Here is a 15677-nt window from a genome sequence, read left to right on the forward strand (position 1 = left end):
TTCAATAATGTAAGGGGGTGAAATCCATGGCATCCCGTAAAGAAGTGGCTGACCTTGCAGGGGTCTCCGAAGCTACGGTATCCCGTGTGCTTAATGGCGTTGGACCGATCAAAGAGGAGACTCGCCGCAAGGTACTGGAAGCTTCTGAGAAGCTTGGATATGTGCCCAGTGCAATAGCACGCAGCTTCGCCAGAAGCAAAAGTGGTAATCTCGGTGTTGTTTTACCCTATGTCCCGAAGGCACATTTGTTCTCCGCTTACTTTTTCTCGGAAATGCTAAGCGGCATTGGGAATAAAGCCAGAGACAGCGGCATGGACCTGCTCGTCATGTTCAGATCACCTGGCGAAGTAATGAATTATGCCGACCTGTTCCGACGTCAGAAAGTGGATGCCTGCATTATTCTTGGTGCCAAAGATGACCATGGAGAACTGGCAGCCATGCAGCAGCTTCAGGAGGAAGGACATCCTTTTTGCGTAATGAATCAGCATTTTGCAGGCGAATCCTTCCTGGAAGTGGATGCTGATCATGTAGAGGGCAGCAGGCTCGCAGTACATCACCTTACCGAGCAAGGATATCGCAAAATTGCTTTTCTTAACGGTCCGGACAGTTATTCGAACAGCCAGGAACGGCTGCTGGGCGTTCAGATTGGGTTAAAAGAAGCGGGAATGGAGCTGGATCCTGATCTGCTGCTTGAGGGGAATTACAGCAGAAGAAGCGGCGTGGAGGCGGCCGCCACAATCGCAGCGAGGCTAGACGAGATCGATGCGGTCTTTGCTGCTAATGATCGAATGGCTATCGGTGTTATGCACGGATTGCGTGAGCGCGGGATTGAGGTTCAGAATTTTCCGGCTTTTGTCGGATACGACGATTCCGATGCTGCCGAGATGTCTGTTCCACCGCTAACAAGTGTCAGGGTTCCTTTTTATGAAATGGGGGAACTCGCGGTATCGAAGCTAATTCATGGATCTTTGGTTGGAAGCGCTTCAACAGAAGCTTCAGGCTCGCCGTCCGAATGGCCCAGAGAATTATTACCCACGGAGTTGATCATCCGGGCTTCTTCGATTCGCAAGTAATCTAGAGCATGATTTGAATTCCAAAAGGAGGAAATAACCATGTCAAATCGTCTACGTGTCGGAATGGTTGGATACAAGTTTATGGGGAAGGCCCATAGCAATGCTTATCGAAGTCTGCCTATGTTTTTCCCGTCAGCACCACTGCAGCCGGAAATGTCCGTAATCTGCGGTCGCAATGAACAGGGAGTGCAGGAAGCTGCGAGCCAGTTCGGTTGGTCCGAAAGTGTAACTGACTGGCGTGAGCTGGTACAGCGTGATGATATTGATCTGATCGATATTAATGCACCAAGTGATGCTCACAAGGAAATTGCACTGGAAGCGGCACGCCAGGGTAAACATCTGTTTTGCGAGAAACCGCTGGCCTTGTCGCTCGCTGATTCAAGAGAGATGCTTCAAGCAGCAGAAGACGCCGGAGTGGCACACATGGTTGGGTTCAACTATCGCTTCTCCCCGGCTGTGCAGCTTGCCAAGGAGCTGGTGCAGAGCGGTCGTTTGGGTGAAATCTACCATTTCCGTGCGTTTTTCCTGCAGGACTGGATTATGGATCCTTCGTTTCCGCTCGTCTGGCGCCTGCAAAAAGAAGTGGCTGGTTCCGGATCGCACGGAGATCTGGGAGCACACTTGATCGATCTCGCACGCTTCCTCGTGGGTGAATTCAAGGAAGTGATCGGTATGAGCGAGACGTTTATCAAAGAACGTCCGCTTGCTTCCGAAATGACTGGACTTAGTGCGAAGGGCAGCTCCAATGCAGATGCGCCGAAAGGCGAAGTGACTGTTGATGATGCCACACTGTTTCTGGCGCGATTTGCAGGAGGAGCGCTGGGCAGCTTCGAGGCTACACGTTTTGCAGCAGGTCACCGCAGCACCAATTCGTTTGAGATCAATGGCAGTCTGGGCAGTGTCCGATTTGACTTTGAACGGATGAATGAGCTGGAAGTGTATTTTACAAAAGATGAAGAGGATGTACAGGGGTTCCGCCGTGTCCTGGCTACGGATCCGGCACACAAATATGCCGAGGCCTGGTGGCCTGCCGGACATACGATTGGATTTGAGCACACGTTTACCCATGAAATGCTGGAACTCGTTACAGCCATCTCCGAAGGACGGCAGCCTTCACCAAGTTTCCATGACGGGGTCGCCTGTCAGGCTGTACTGGAAGCCGTGGAACGTTCCGTCACAGAGCGGCGCTGGGTATCGCTTGAAGAGATGTGAGTTGGGAAGGCAGAATGAATGCAGATGCAAAAAGCAGAAAGAAGAATGCGACCGATGTGCTTAAAGGCGAAGACGGTACAGATGTAAAGCGACACCAAACTAATCGAAAGCGAGTGAATAGCGATGAGCAAGGCACTGATTGTATGGGGCGGCTGGGATGGACATGAACCGGAGCAGGTAGCAGCGATTTTTGAACGCATTCTGAAGGAAGAGCAGTTTGAGGTTGAAGTTTCGAATACATTGGAAGCTTACGCAGACGCTGAGAAACTGCTCGGTCTGGATCTGATTGTTCCGCTGTGGACGATGGGACAGATTGAACAGGAGCTGGTCAATAACGTATCGGCTGCCGTTCAGAGTGGCGTAGGCTTGGCAGGTATTCACGGCGGGATGTGTGACGCGTTCCGGAACAACGTGGATTGGCAGTTCATGACTGGCGGGCAGTGGGTTGCACACCCGGGTAATGATGGCGTGGAGTACACGGTAAACATCAAGCGCGGTTCGAGTCCGCTGCTGGACCACATCGAAGATTTTCAGGTAAAAAGCGAGCAGTACTACCTGCACGTAGACCCTGCAGTGGAAGTGCTGGCAACAACGCGTTTTCCTGTCGTAGAAGGTCCTCATTCAGCCAATGGACCTGTGGATATGCCTGTTGTATGGACGAAACGCTGGGGTGCTGGCCGTGTATTCTACAACTCGCTCGGTCATCATGCAGACATCGTAGAGATGGAGCAAGTCACTGAAATGATGCGTAGTGGCTTTAGATGGACTGCGGCAGGCAAAGAAATTGCGAAGAACAACGCAGGGAACGCAGCTGCAGTTTACACGGGAATGGCCGATAACCAAACTTAATTTTGCTTTCATTCCATGATAACCAAGTATTATATGAAAAAAAGATATACTTCATCAGCATTTCACAAATCCGATCCGCGTGAAGGGGGCCCACATGCATGAAAACTATGAAAGTAGGCATTATTGGCTGTGGAAAAATCAGCAGTATTTATATGGAAAACTGTCATCGGTTCGAAATTCTTGAATTGGTTGCCGTAGCGGATATTGACCGTACGAGGGCCGAGGAGCAGGCAGCAGCCTACAATGTTCCCAATGTATACACGGTAGATGAAATGCTGGCCAATCCCGAGATTGAACTGATCATCAATTTGACGATTCCTGCTGTCCATGCAGATGTTTGTCTGCGGTCGCTGGAAGCGGGGAAACATGTCTACGTGGAAAAACCACTAGCAGTCACTCGGGAAGAAGGGCAGGCTGTCCTTGAAGCGGCCAAACGCAAAGGATTACTGGTTGGATGCGCACCCGAAACATTTTTCGGTTCTGGCATCCAAACCTCGCTCAAGCTGGTGGAGGATGGCGTAATCGGCAGGCCTGTGGCCGCTACAGCGTTTATGATGAGCCGTGGACATGAACACTGGCATCCCGATCCGGAGTTCTATTATGCCTCAGGTGGCGGACCGATGTTCGATATGGGACCATACTATCTGACAGCGTTGGTACAATTGCTGGGGCCGATCAGTTCGATTGCTGGCATGACAGGCAAAGCAATGGAAGAGCGTACAATTACCAGCGAGAAAAAGAGGGGGCAAACCATCCCCGTGGACATTCCAACGCATGTGGCAGGACTGCTGCAGTTCGAGCAAGGAGCCATTGGCACGTTGATAACCAGCTTCGATGTTTTTGGAGGAAGTGCATTGCCTCCGATAGAGGTATATGGGACGCATGGCACTCTGCAGGTACCGGATCCCAACACGTTTGGGGGCCCTGTGCGCTACCGGTTGCTGGGTGAACAGGATTGGACGGAAGTTCCGTTACTTCCAGGATACCAGGAGAACACACGCGGAATTGGTGTAGCTGATATGGCCTACGCCGCTCAAAGCGGTCGCGCTCACAGAGCGAGTGGAGACCTCGCCTACCACGTTCTTGAAGCGATGTGGGCCTTCCATGATTCAAGCGATGAGCAGACTTTCTATAAAATGAGAAGCACTTGTCAGCGCCCTGCTGCACTGCCTGAAGGTTTGGCATTATATACACTTGATCAATAATACATCGTTCACACGCTCGATATAGTAATAAAGGAGCCCTGTCTTCCATTGAAGGAAGCAGGGCTCTTTTTGGCATACAACGTTATCTAGGGCTCAAACCCGGCCTGGCTGATCCAGATCTCATGGTCCGCAAAATGCTTTTTCATACGCTCCACAAGGATGCGATAGGCTTCTGGATGATACCAGTCTTCCATGCCAATTTGTTGATAGAGCGATTCCATACCCAGTCTTCGGGTTCGTTTGCCTTCGCTGCCATCGCCCATGAAATAATCATCGATGCATACACGTTGAACTAGCGGCCTCAGGATGGTTGGAAAGTTCTCGCTGCTGGGCAGCACAGGTGCAATCGCAACCTGGGTAGGGATGCCCGCATCCCTTAATTGTTCCAGTGCATGCAATCTTCCAGCAATGGGTGGTGCAGCGGGGCTGAAATGCTTACGGATCTCATCCAGATCCGTTTCGATCGTTATGCTTACACGCACACGTTCACCTAACTGCTGCAGTAGGTCCACATCCCGCGTTACGAGAGGACTCCGGGTCTGAACCAACAGGAAATCCGGCGGATGGTCGATCATGACTTCCAGCAATGAACGGGTAATCTGCTCTTTATATTCAGCAGGCTGATATGGATCTGTACTTGAGGACATAAACAACGTAATCTTGCCTTTCGAGCGAGCACGCTTTAACTCCTTAACGAGTATGCTCGCAGCCTCTTGTTTAACATCAACCCAAGTTCCCCAATCCTCCTTGCGGAATAAGGAAACGGGCATTTGTCGTACATAACAGTAAGAACATGCAAAAGAGCAACCGGTATAGGGATTGAGCGTATGGGTGTAACCGTTGAGAAAACCGGATCCTTTGTTCAACAATGTTTTGGGTGTTTTATATAGCAGATTGGTTTTCATCATTTGGGATGCCTCTGTTCGCGATAATGGGCTGGCGTCTGTCCCGTATGCTTGCGAAATACAGCAATAAAATAGGCAGAATTGGCTATGCCTACACGGTGACCAATATCTGTGACCGTTAGCGAGGTACTCACCAGTAATTCGGCCGCCTCAGTCATTCGTTTTTCCTGAACATATTGCACCGGAGTCATTCCGGTAATCCGTTTAAATACGCGATGCAGATGATACGGGCTTCCATGGCTAATCTGGGCAAGCACATCAAGTGTAAGAGTTTCCGCATAATGAAGTTCGATATAGTCCGTTACCGTAGAGATCCATTCCTGATCAGGCACACGTTCACCTGTAGGCTTGCATCGTTTGCATGGTCTGAAGCCCTGCGCCAATGCTTCATCAGGATGGCTGAAAACCAGCACATTTGTATATTTGGGCTCTTTGGATTTGCAGGAAGGTCGGCAAAAAATGCCTGTCGTCTTGACTCCGTAATAAAATTTGCCGTCGTAGGCACTGTCATTGCTGAAAATGGCAGTCCATCGTATTTCATCTATGGGAATGGAATCGGATTGGGATTTTTCCTGACGTTCCATAGGATCACCTCTCGACACATTATACCCTTGTTTGAACAATGTTCAACCGAATTGAACATGAAAAAGCAAGATTTCAATAGCAAGACATCCCGTCTTTCTTTCACATGGAATGAAATATGCTACAATGAGCAGGATGGTGTACATGCGAAATTTATTCATGAAAGAGGTAGGTAAGAATGGTTCGTTTCGGAGTGGTAGGTACCAACTGGATTACAGAAAGGCTTCTAGAAGCTGCTTCACAAGTAAAGGGCTTTGAACTGACAGCTGTCTATTCACGGACTGCTGATAAGGCGAATGCATTTTCAGATAAATATAATGCAGAGTATCGGTTTACGGACTTGGAGGAAATGGCTGCTAGTAATGCGATAGATGCCGTCTACATTGCTACACCCAATACGTATCACGCTGATCAGACAGAGATTTTCCTAAAAAACGGAAAGCACGTGTTGTGTGAAAAACCGCTGGCTGCCAATGCTGCTGAGGTCCGCCGTTTGATAGACACGGCGCGTAATCATGATTTATTGCTGATGGAAGCCATGAAGTCAACGCTTGTTCCCACGTTCAAAATGGTACAAGCGCACCTACATAAAATCGGACCCGTGCGCAAATATGTAGCGGGATACTGTCAGTATTCATCGCGTTACGATAAGTACAAAGAGGGTATTGTGCTCAATGCATTCAAACCGGAACTTGCAAACGGCGCATTGATGGATCTGGGTGTATACTGCCTGTACCCGCTAGTCACGTTATTTGGTGCGCCAAATCAGGTTCAAGCCCAGGCGATGATGCTGGAATCGGGCGTTGACGGTCAGGGTAGCGTGCTTCTCGGTTACGATGGGATGGAAGCCATAGTGACTTACTCCAAAATCTCAAATTCCCATGTACCAAGCGAAATTATGGGAGAGCACGGGAGCATCATCATCGATAAGATTGGCTCCCCTGAACATGCGGAAATTCGCTACAATGACGGTACGGTAGAACCATTGACCGTCGAGCAGACCTATCCGGCCATGTATTATGAGGTAGAGGAGTTCGTTAACCTGCTTCAGCAGGGAAAAACGGAATCGGAGATGAATACCTATGAACGTTCCTATACCACCATGCAGGTGATGGATCAGATCCGCAAGCAGATCGGTCTGGTTTTCCCGAACGATTAATTCGAGAACAAGAAAGTGAGCTGAGACGAGATGAGTAGAGAAGAGCTGAGCAACAAGGACTTAAGCCTTGAACTGGAGCAGATTATTTTTATTGGAAGGACCTACGAGGAATATATGCTGATGTTCGGCCTTACCCCGGAAGATCTCAGAGGCAGATCCATTCTGGATTGTCCGGGCGGAGCTTGTTCATTTAGCAGCCGTTCCCGCAGACAGGGTGCGGATTCCATGGCATCGGATATTGCCTACCAGTTCGCGATTAATAATCTGGAATACAAAGGGCAGCAGGACATTGAGCACACCATCAAGCAATTGGAACAGGTGCGTGAAAGATACAGATGGGACTATTTCGGTTCGATTGATGGTTTGAAACAAGCTAGGACACGTGCACTACAGGATTCTACGGCAGATATGAGAGAATTTCCTGATCGCTATGTCTATTCTGAACTGCCCGTCCTTCCTTTCGCTGATGAACGATTCGATTTGACGTTATCCGCGCATTTTCTGTTTACGTATGCAGATCGATTGGACTTCAATTTTCATGCGCAAACCATTCTTGAGCTGCTGCGTGTAACCAGATACGAGCTTCGGATTTTCCCTACAGTAGAGCTTTCCGGAATACGTTATGAGAAGATGGATGAGCTGAAGACTCTGATTGAAAAACAAGGCTGCACGGTTTCTGAAGTAAAGACGGGGTATGAATTTCAACAGGGTGCCGATACCATGCTCCATATTGTGAAAACCAGCTTTTAAAATTGGCCATTCACTATCCTGGCTTAGGACAAGGTTAGCGGTTGCGTTATGGGGTATATTTGTTGTAGCATGGCAAACCTCGTTATAATGAATGAAACACCAGAAGAGGGTAGGAGGTTTATCGGATGAGAAAAGTACTCATACTTGGCGGGACACGATTCTTCGGCAAACGTCTGGTTGATCATTTGCTGTGGGAAGGCCAATCGCAAATTACGGTTGCGACGCGTGGCAAAACGAGCGTGGACTTCGGGCCAGAAGTGAACCGGATCAAGATAGATCGGGAGGATCCGCAATCTCTGGCTGAGGCAGCAAAGACCGACATGTGGGATGTGGTGTACGATAATATCTGTTACTCGCCGGATGCAGCGAAGTCGGCATGTGAAGCATTTGCGGGACGCACCCAAAGATATGTACTTACATCGACGCTTTCTGTGTATGGCGATCCCAAACCCGGTTTTACGGAAGCGGATTTTGACCCGTACACGTATCCATTGAAATATGGGAACCACGAAGATTTTTCATATGGGGAAGGTAAGCGCCTTGCTGAAGCAGTGTTCTTTCAGGAAGCGAGCTTCCCGGTTACGGCGATGAGAATTCCAATTGTACTTGGAATTGATGATTATACGAGAAGACTGCATTTTCATATTGAGCATGTGCAAAAAGGCAAACCGATCGGTATGCCGAATCCGGAAGCCGAGATTGGGTTTATCAATTCAACAGAAGCAGCAAGATTTCTCGCCTGGCTGGGGCATTCAACGATTACTGGACCCGTGAATGCAGCATCGAAAGGCTCCATTACGTTATCTGCCATGATGAATCTGATTGAGACCGTTACAGGCATGCAGTCCCAGGTGTTACACCAAACCGCCGAAGAAGATATGTCCCCCTTCGGCATCTCGGAATCATGGACGATGGAGACATCCAAGGCAGAAGAGGCCGGTTATACGTTCGAAGCTCTGATGGACTGGTTTCCAGGTCTTGTTCGCGAAGTGGCCCTGGCCCTTCAGTCTGAGGGTTGAACCCCGGACCATATTCAAGTACCAAAAACAGGACGCACGGGAGTGAAAAGCTCTGTGGCGTCCTGTTTGTGTATTTCGTGAGCACAAAAATGATTAGTTCCTTATGCAGCTTGTTTTTAATTCAAGTGATCAGTTAATAGCGGGAGGTACAGAAGCTGAAGCGCGGATGCGCAGTTCCGATGGCAGAATGACCGTTTGGGATTCAGGCTGTGCCGTTCCCTCAATTCTGTCGATGAGCATTTGCATGCCGATCGCACCAAAGTCATATGCAGGCTGCGCTGCTACGGTCAGGAAGGGATCAAAAGCGGAAGCCAGATCCAAATCGTCAAAACAGACGACAGATATGTCTTCCGGTACACGAAGCCCTCTTTTACGCAAAAGACGAATAACTCCAATGGCCAGCATATTATTGGCAGCAAAAATAGCTGTTGGTTTCTCCGGTTGTGCAAGTAATCGCTTGATTCCAGCTTCGTCACTGAAATCGCGATAACCGGTCCGAAGGACAAGCTCCGGATCAAAAGGTATTCCTGCTTCTCGTAAGCCCTCTACATAGCCTTCTTCCCTTAGTCTGGCAGTAGAAACCTCGGAAGAACCGTTGACGAGAGAGATGCGCCGGTGACCCAGCTCCGTAAGATACCGGATTAAGAGAAGCGCGCCTTCCCGACTGTCCCCGGCAATCACATCCGATGTAATACCAGGCACGGTACGATCCAGAATGACGAATGGGATGTTCCTCTCCTGTAACTGCTTCAAGTGGTCAATAGAGCGATCCCCCGCAGGTGCAAAAAGTACACCGTCCACGCGTGTTGACAGAATCGTCTCCACATAATTCTTTTCCTTGTTGTAGTCTTCATCACTATTACTGAACAAGAGCCGATAACCGCGAGCATTGGCTGCATCCTCGGCTCCTCGGGCAAGTGTGGTATAAAAAGGGTTGGTAATATCTGTGATCAATAGAGACAGCATCTGTGTTCGCTGAAGTACTAGACTGCGTGCATTCGAATTGGGGATATATCCGAGCTCATCTATGACCTTCTGCACACGTTCTCTGGTGGCCGTACTGATTCGACCTGTTTGATTAATCACTTTGGAGACCGTCATGGCAGAAACGTTGGCTTTCTTGGCAATATCATAAATAGTGATCAATGGAATCTAACCTTTCCGCAACATAGTCTTATCATTTTATAGGAAAATGCCAATTGACAGCAATATGGGTGCATGCTATGTTAGGGTTACCGATAACCCAAACTTGGAAATGAACCTTTTTTATTTGAATAAAACTTCATATCACCGTGTACTTTTCTGCTCTAGCGAGTTCTGTTCCGCGGCCATGGGGACTACATATTGAAATCGATAAATAGAGTGGATTTTGTTAAATCGCATTATGTAAACGCATTCAATTATTCTGAATCTCTTGCTTCGGGCTGGCGCATCAATGGGTATCGGGCCAACTGAAGCCGTGGTCTGACCGCTTTAACTGCATCCTGACAAGACAACGTGTAATCAATTCGTACCAATCCAGAAAACATTTGAGGAGGACGTTTAGTATGACACATCAGGATTACCGTTATAAACAGGCATTTCCCAAGATTGGTATTCGTCCCACTATTGATGGCAGACGCAAGGGAGTCCGGGAATCACTGGAGGAACAGACGATGCGCATGGCGACATCAGTTGCTGAGCTGATCTCTGCAGAGCTTCGTTATCCCGATGGTACCCCGGTTGAATGTGTTGTTGCCGAGTCCTGTATTGGCGGTGTAGCTGAAGCAGCAGCGGCAGCAGAGCTGTTTAACCGTTCCAATGTTGGTGTTACGATCACCGTCACCCCTTGCTGGTGCTATGGTACGGAAACAATGGATATGTCGCCTTCGATTCCTACAGCCATCTGGGGCTTCAACGGTACGGAACGACCGGGTGCGGTTTATCTGGCAGCTGTACTCTCTGCCCATGCCCAGAAGGGGATACCGGCATTTGGAATCTATGGGGAGGATGTTCAGGATGGCGGGGACACCACCATTCCTGAAGATGTTCGTGTGAAATTGCTTCGTTTCAGCCGAGCCGGGCTTGCAGCGGCTACAATGAAGGGTCGTGCTTATCTGTCTATTGGTTCGGTATCCATGGGGATTGCAGGCTCCATTGTGAATGATTCGTTTTTTCAAGAATATCTCGGCATGCGGAACGAATATGTGGACATGAGCGAGTTGACCCGGCGGATTGAGGAAGAAATTTATGATCCCGAAGAATACAAGCTGGCGCTGGCATGGGTGAAAGAGAATTGCAGTGAAGGACCGGATAATAATCCGGCTCACCTCCAGACCGACCGCAAGCGCAAAGAATATGAGTGGGAAACCGTTGTAAAAATGACTCAAATCGTACGTGACCTCATGGCCGGCAATCCAAAATTGGCAGAGCTTGGTTTCACAGAGGAATCGATGGGTCACCATGCGATTGTATCCGGCTTCCAGGGGCAGCGGCAATGGACGGATCACGCACCTAATGGTGATTTCCTGGAATCGATCCTGAATTCATCCTTTGACTGGAACGGTAAACGTTCACCTTATCTGGTTGCCACAGAAAACGACAGTCTGAACGGGGTGTCGATGTTATTCGGCTCACTGCTCACCCATACGGCGCAGATTTTTGCGGATGTACGGACCTACTGGAGCCCGGATTCGGTTGCACGGGTTACAGGACACCAATTGGAAGGGAAAGCAAAGGACGGGATTCTGCATCTGATCAATTCGGGCTCTGCGGCATTAGACGGAACTGGACAGCAGTCAAAAGATGGCGAGCCGGTCCTCAAGCCGTTCTGGGAAATTACAGACGCAGAAGTGCAGAGCTGTCTGCAAGCAACATCGTGGAGACCGGCCTCGGTCGAATATTTCAGAGGCGGCGGATATTCCGCTGATTTCCTGACCAAAGGCGGCATGCCCGTAACCATGACTCGGCTGAATCTGGTCAAAGGTCTCGGCCCTGTACTACAGCTCGCGCAGGGATACACCGTGGATTTGCCTGAAGAAGTGCATGATACGCTGGATCAGCGGACGGATCCGACGTGGCCATCAACCTGGTTTGCCCCGATTTTGACCGGAGCAGGAGCCTTTACCTCTGTTTATGAAGTGATGAATCAGTGGGGCGCGAACCACGGCTCTATCTCCTATGGACACATCGGAGCCGAACTCCTGACACTGGCTTCAATCCTGCGGATTCCGGTGAGTATGCACAATGTTCCTGAATCCGAAATATTCCGTCCGCGAGCCTGGGGATTATTTGGAACAAGTGAACCTGAAAGCGCTGATTATCGCGCATGCAGCGTGTTTGGACCTTTATACCGATAAGCCAGCATGTCAGACGCCATGTTCAGCCTGACCTGAACGTGGCGTTCTTCAAAAGAAGGAGGCATGAGAGATGGGGACTCAGGCAACACATGTACTTGCTGCTGACTATGGTGCTGGAAGCGGCCGGATTGTCAGAGGTAGTTTTGACGGAAATAAGATCTCGTTACAGGAAGTGCATCGATTCAGCAATGACCCCGTGCAGCTCCGAGACGGTTTATATTGGGACTTTCTAAGACTGTTCCATGAACTTAAACAAGGTATTAGGAAGGGTACCCAAGAATTGACTCAACCGGTACGTTCGATCGCTGTGGATACCTGGGGTGTTGATTATGGCCTGGTGGATGGCGCAGGAAGATTGTGCTCGAATCCCCGTCATTACCGGGAACCGCGTAATTCAAAATGGATGGAAGAGACTCTGCGTATTGTCAATGAAGAGGAGCTATACACCATGTCCGGCGTTTTGCCACAGCAAATCAATACGATATTTCAACTGATCGGAAGTTTGCGGGAAAATGCTGAAGGTTTACGACCGGATATGCGGATGTTGTTCATGCCAGACTTGTTTCACTTTTATCTCTCAGGCCAGCAGGCTTGTGAATATACAATTGCCAGTACGAGTGGTTTATTGCATGCAGGAGAGGCCCAGTGGAATGAATCATTGCTTGGCCGTCTTGGTGTGCCTGAAACATTACTTCCGCCCCTGGTACAGGCAGGCACGGTGCTGGGACAGCTGACAGATGATCTTCGCGAGGAGCTGCGGACCGGACCGATGCAGGTCATATCGGTTGGCTCACACGATACTGCATCTGCACTCGCAGCCATTCCTGCATCAGATCCTAATTTTGCTTTTATCAGCTGTGGTACGTGGTCATTAATGGGTGTGGAACGCGACGCCCCCATACTCGATGAACAGAGCCGCAAACTGGGATTCACGAATGAAGGAACGGTCAGCGGCAAGGTGCGAACCTTGAAAAACCGATCCGGTCTCTGGCTTTTGCAGGAGTGCAAAAGGCAATGGGAACGCGAAAACAAAGCATTCACTCATCAAGAACTGGTTCAGTTGGCCGACACGGCTTCAGCACACCAATGCTTTGTTCTGCCGGGAGATGCAGTATATTTACCACCAGGTGATATGCCTGAGCGAATACGTCGTCAGTGCAGAACCAGCGGGCAGACCATTCCGGACTCGATCGGGGCAATTGTACGCTGTATTCTGGAAAGCCTGGCGCTGGAATTCAGACAGACTCTGGATGAACTGGAGCTTGTCACCGGGAGCAGACCTCATGTGATTCATATGGTCGGTGGTGGTGTGCAAAATCGTCTGCTATGCCAGTTCACGGCCAATGCAACCGGAATCCCGGTAGTGGCGGGTCCAGTGGAGGCAGCTTCGGCAGGGAATTGCATGCTGCAATTGGTGGCGCATGGCGAAGTGAGCAGTTCGTCCGAGGTCAGGGACATCGTGGCCGCTTCTTACTCACTGGAAACGTATGAGCCTGAGGATAGGGAACCATGGCAGGAAGCCTATGAAATCTATCAAAGTCTGAATCAGCAGTTAGCAAAAGGGTCCAACTAAAAAGAATAAGAAGGAGTGGGGAAGAACATGACTGAACAGCAGGTAAGAGAAGAGCTGACAAAATATGCGCGCAGATCGGTTGCACAAGGTCTGGTGGTAGGTCCCGGAGGGAATTTGAGTGCTCGTGCAGAGGGTACGATGCTGCTCTCTCCGAGTGGTTATGCACTTGAGGATATCGATCCCGACGAATGGATTGCCGTTGATATCGCGACAGGTGAGCCACGTGCCGGATCGACACGTCCTTCTTCCGAAGTATTGATGCATCTGTACAGCTATCGCGTAAACCCTGACATCCAGGCGATCGTTCACACTCACCCTGCATATACCATTGCACTGAGTCTCGTGTTCGATGAGCTGCCGCACCTTTTCCCCGATCAGTCTGCACTTGTAGGAGATATCGGGTTTGTTCCGTATGTTCTTCCCACAACCAAACTGCTTGCCGATGCAGTGGCAGCTAAGGTAGAGGTTCATTCAGCGCTTATTCTCGTGAATCACGGGCTGGTTACTACGGGAAAAAATTTGAGGGAAGCCTATTACCGGACCCAAGTGGTGGAAGAGAGTGCGAAAGTGTATATGATTGCAAAAGCAGCGGGCGAACCCAAAGTACTTACCGCTGAACAATACAAGGAGATTCAGTCGCTTGAAAGTGAAGCTTATCGTGTGCAGCTGTTACAGCAGCTCAAGTCCTGAGGTCTCAGCAATCGCTTTCGTCAAAACATGACATGAACCACTAGATACTGCAACTTTTTCCGACAACTATTGCATATCCTGAAATACCGAGTATAATACTTGGTAAATAGGCGAAAAGGGGATGCAATAAACGATGAAAACACACGCTGAATTGAACTCACTTCTTGTTGACGATTATCTGGATCTCCTGAACATAGCGGCACAGTTAGGCGATGATGAATGGAAAAACTCCATTCTGCAAGCTCTAAAAGAAGAAGTGGATGCTAATCGTCATCTGGATTCCCAAGAAATAAGACAGGATCTCTGGAACCAGTTTGAAGGCATTAACGAACAGATGCATGATCTGTTAATGCAGCTCAAGCATGCGGATTCTCCGGAAGAGAAAGAACAAATTATTGAAATGATCTGGGGTCTGAAAGTAGACCGTAACGCCATAACCCGAAAACTAGAAACCATAAGTCGTGCCCGTGCTGGTCAACAGTAAGGGATAACATCGTCATCATATAAAAGCCCGCTTGCTGACCCATGAACTGAAAGGGAGGCAAGCGGGCTTTACTGTTCACATAGAGGTTTAGAACTGCTTCGCTACCTTACGAGCCTGTTCAATCGCATCTTGTTTAATCTGATCAGCCCGTTCCTTGAACTGATTATGGCCTTCCACAAAAATTCCTTCCAGTTTGGGAACGCCGAGGAAGGACATGATGATGCTCAGATAACGATGTCCGGATTCGGTTTGTGCCGCAGGTCCTTCGGAATAAATGCCGCCGCGGGCCTGAATATGCAGCGCTTTTTTATTGGTCAACAGTCCGACTGGGCCTTGCTCCGTGTAACGAAACGTTTTGCCAGCCACGCAGATGGAGTCGATATAAGCCTTCATGATCGGAGGGAACGAGAAATTCCACATGGGTGTAACAAAAACGTATTTGTCTGCTGATGCAAATTGATCTGACAGTTCGTTCAGACGGCTAACTTTGGATTGCTCTTCCGCAGTCAGCTCACTGCCCGATTGGAGTTTTCCCCAGCCACTGAATACATCTGCATCAATATGCGGGATGCTGGATCGGTACAGGTCGAGATGTACAACTTCATCCGAAGGATGGCTCTCCCGGTATGCTTCTATGAATGCTTGACCTGCAGCCATACTGAAGGAGGTCTCATGATCGTGAGGATGGGCAGTAATATACAATAGGGTGGGCATGCAATTCGTCCTCTCAGTAATGTATTTTGGTGAAGAATGATTTCCTAAACGATAAAGCGACCGCAGTAGTATGCATCATGGATCTCTTTTTAATCCTTTATTCGGGTATCTTGCCTAAAAACAA

At 49.2% G+C, this 15677-nt stretch carries 15 protein-coding genes; 11 read left to right on the forward strand and 4 right to left on the reverse strand.

The window, feature by feature from the left end:
- Positions 1–26: 26 nt before the first annotated feature.
- The 4 genes from HP552_RS27130 (at position 27) to HP552_RS27145 (ending at position 4339) form a co-directional block, all read left to right on the forward strand.
- Complete coding sequence (locus tag HP552_RS27130; protein WP_175398498.1) at positions 27–1073, forward strand: LacI family DNA-binding transcriptional regulator; 1047 nt, start codon at positions 27–29, stop codon at positions 1071–1073.
- A gap of 39 nt (positions 1074–1112) precedes the next feature.
- Complete coding sequence (locus tag HP552_RS27135; protein WP_175398499.1) at positions 1113–2285, forward strand: Gfo/Idh/MocA family protein; 1173 nt, start codon at positions 1113–1115, stop codon at positions 2283–2285.
- Between the two features lie 123 nt (positions 2286–2408).
- Positions 2409–3134, forward strand: coding sequence for a ThuA domain-containing protein (locus tag HP552_RS27140; RefSeq protein WP_175398500.1), 726 nt, complete (start codon positions 2409–2411; stop codon positions 3132–3134).
- A 98-nt stretch (positions 3135–3232) separates the two neighbouring features.
- Positions 3233–4339 carry a Gfo/Idh/MocA family protein gene (locus HP552_RS27145; protein WP_175398501.1) on the forward strand — a complete coding sequence of 369 codons (1107 nt, stop codon included), beginning with the start codon at positions 3233–3235 and terminating at the stop codon, positions 4337–4339.
- An 86-nt stretch (positions 4340–4425) separates the two neighbouring features.
- Here HP552_RS27145 and HP552_RS27150 read toward each other — a convergent pair whose 3' ends face one another.
- Together HP552_RS27150 and HP552_RS27155 are read right to left on the reverse strand one after the other, a co-directional pair.
- Positions 4426–5244, reverse strand: coding sequence for an SPL family radical SAM protein (locus HP552_RS27150; RefSeq protein ID WP_175399127.1), 819 nt, complete (start codon positions 5242–5244; stop codon positions 4426–4428).
- On the reverse strand, positions 5244–5828 hold the full coding sequence (locus HP552_RS27155; RefSeq protein ID WP_175398502.1) for a bifunctional transcriptional activator/DNA repair enzyme AdaA: 585 nt from the start codon (positions 5826–5828) through the stop codon (positions 5244–5246). The genes HP552_RS27150 and HP552_RS27155 overlap by 1 nt, the downstream gene beginning before the upstream one ends.
- A 176-nt stretch (positions 5829–6004) precedes the next feature.
- On the opposite strand from HP552_RS27155, the gene HP552_RS27160 reads away from it, so the two are divergent.
- The 3 genes from HP552_RS27160 (at position 6005) to HP552_RS27170 (ending at position 8754) form a co-directional block, all read left to right on the forward strand.
- Positions 6005–6985 (forward strand): Gfo/Idh/MocA family protein, encoded by a 981-nt coding sequence (locus tag HP552_RS27160; RefSeq protein WP_175398503.1) that lies wholly within the window; start codon positions 6005–6007, stop codon positions 6983–6985.
- Between the two features lie 30 nt (positions 6986–7015).
- Positions 7016–7735: an SAM-dependent methyltransferase gene (locus tag HP552_RS27165; RefSeq protein ID WP_175398504.1), complete on the forward strand. Its 720-nt coding sequence runs from the start codon at positions 7016–7018 to the stop codon at positions 7733–7735.
- A gap of 125 nt (positions 7736–7860) precedes the next feature.
- Positions 7861–8754: an NAD-dependent epimerase/dehydratase family protein gene (locus HP552_RS27170; protein ID WP_175398505.1), complete on the forward strand. Its 894-nt coding sequence runs from the start codon at positions 7861–7863 to the stop codon at positions 8752–8754.
- 129 nt (positions 8755–8883) lie between these two features.
- Here HP552_RS27170 and HP552_RS27175 read toward each other — a convergent pair whose 3' ends face one another.
- The gene (locus tag HP552_RS27175; RefSeq protein WP_175398506.1) at positions 8884–9900 is read right to left on the reverse strand and encodes a LacI family DNA-binding transcriptional regulator; all 1017 of its coding nucleotides are present in this window, start codon (positions 9898–9900) and stop codon (positions 8884–8886) included.
- Between the two features lie 401 nt (positions 9901–10301).
- Here HP552_RS27175 and HP552_RS27180 point away from each other — a divergent pair, with 401 nt between their 5' ends.
- The 4 genes from HP552_RS27180 to HP552_RS27195 all read left to right on the forward strand — a co-directional run bounded on the left by HP552_RS27180 (position 10302) and on the right by HP552_RS27195 (position 14839).
- Positions 10302–12092 (forward strand): L-fucose isomerase, encoded by a 1791-nt coding sequence (locus tag HP552_RS27180; RefSeq protein WP_175398507.1) that lies wholly within the window; start codon positions 10302–10304, stop codon positions 12090–12092.
- A 70-nt stretch (positions 12093–12162) separates the two neighbouring features.
- Positions 12163–13665 carry a rhamnulokinase gene (locus HP552_RS27185; protein WP_175398508.1) on the forward strand — a complete coding sequence of 501 codons (1503 nt, stop codon included), beginning with the start codon at positions 12163–12165 and terminating at the stop codon, positions 13663–13665.
- 27 nt (positions 13666–13692) lie between these two features.
- Entirely contained in the window at positions 13693–14355 is a 663-nt protein-coding gene (locus tag HP552_RS27190; protein WP_175398509.1) for a class II aldolase/adducin family protein, read from the forward strand.
- Between the two features lie 133 nt (positions 14356–14488).
- Positions 14489–14839 carry a hypothetical protein gene (locus HP552_RS27195; protein ID WP_175398510.1) on the forward strand — a complete coding sequence of 117 codons (351 nt, stop codon included), beginning with the start codon at positions 14489–14491 and terminating at the stop codon, positions 14837–14839.
- 87 nt (positions 14840–14926) lie between these two features.
- Here HP552_RS27195 and HP552_RS27200 read toward each other — a convergent pair whose 3' ends face one another.
- Entirely contained in the window at positions 14927–15553 is a 627-nt protein-coding gene (locus tag HP552_RS27200) for an FMN-dependent NADH-azoreductase (protein WP_175398511.1), read from the reverse strand.
- Between the last annotated feature and the right edge of the window lie 124 nt (positions 15554–15677).

The organism is Paenibacillus xylanilyticus, assembly GCF_013359935.1.
Taxonomy (GTDB): domain Bacteria; phylum Bacillota; class Bacilli; order Paenibacillales; family Paenibacillaceae; genus Paenibacillus; species Paenibacillus xylanilyticus.

Coding starts and splice junctions, on each gene's coding strand:
- HP552_RS27130 (WP_175398498.1), top strand. CDS start 27: ATGGCATCCCGTAAAGAAGTGGCTGACCTTGCAGGGGTCTCCGAAGCT.
- HP552_RS27135 (WP_175398499.1), top strand. CDS start 1,113: ATGTCAAATCGTCTACGTGTCGGAATGGTTGGATACAAGTTTATGGGG.
- HP552_RS27140 (WP_175398500.1), top strand. CDS start 2,409: ATGAGCAAGGCACTGATTGTATGGGGCGGCTGGGATGGACATGAACCG.
- HP552_RS27145 (WP_175398501.1), top strand. CDS start 3,233: ATGAAAACTATGAAAGTAGGCATTATTGGCTGTGGAAAAATCAGCAGT.
- HP552_RS27150 (WP_175399127.1), bottom strand. CDS start 5,244: ATGAAAACCAATCTGCTATATAAAACACCCAAAACATTGTTGAACAAA.
- HP552_RS27155 (WP_175398502.1), bottom strand. CDS start 5,828: ATGGAACGTCAGGAAAAATCCCAATCCGATTCCATTCCCATAGATGAA.
- HP552_RS27160 (WP_175398503.1), top strand. CDS start 6,005: ATGGTTCGTTTCGGAGTGGTAGGTACCAACTGGATTACAGAAAGGCTT.
- HP552_RS27165 (WP_175398504.1), top strand. CDS start 7,016: ATGAGTAGAGAAGAGCTGAGCAACAAGGACTTAAGCCTTGAACTGGAG.
- HP552_RS27170 (WP_175398505.1), top strand. CDS start 7,861: ATGAGAAAAGTACTCATACTTGGCGGGACACGATTCTTCGGCAAACGT.
- HP552_RS27180 (WP_175398507.1), top strand. CDS start 10,302: ATGACACATCAGGATTACCGTTATAAACAGGCATTTCCCAAGATTGGT.
- HP552_RS27185 (WP_175398508.1), top strand. CDS start 12,163: ATGGGGACTCAGGCAACACATGTACTTGCTGCTGACTATGGTGCTGGA.
- HP552_RS27190 (WP_175398509.1), top strand. CDS start 13,693: ATGACTGAACAGCAGGTAAGAGAAGAGCTGACAAAATATGCGCGCAGA.
- HP552_RS27195 (WP_175398510.1), top strand. CDS start 14,489: ATGAAAACACACGCTGAATTGAACTCACTTCTTGTTGACGATTATCTG.
- HP552_RS27200 (WP_175398511.1), bottom strand. CDS start 15,553: ATGCCCACCCTATTGTATATTACTGCCCATCCTCACGATCATGAGACC.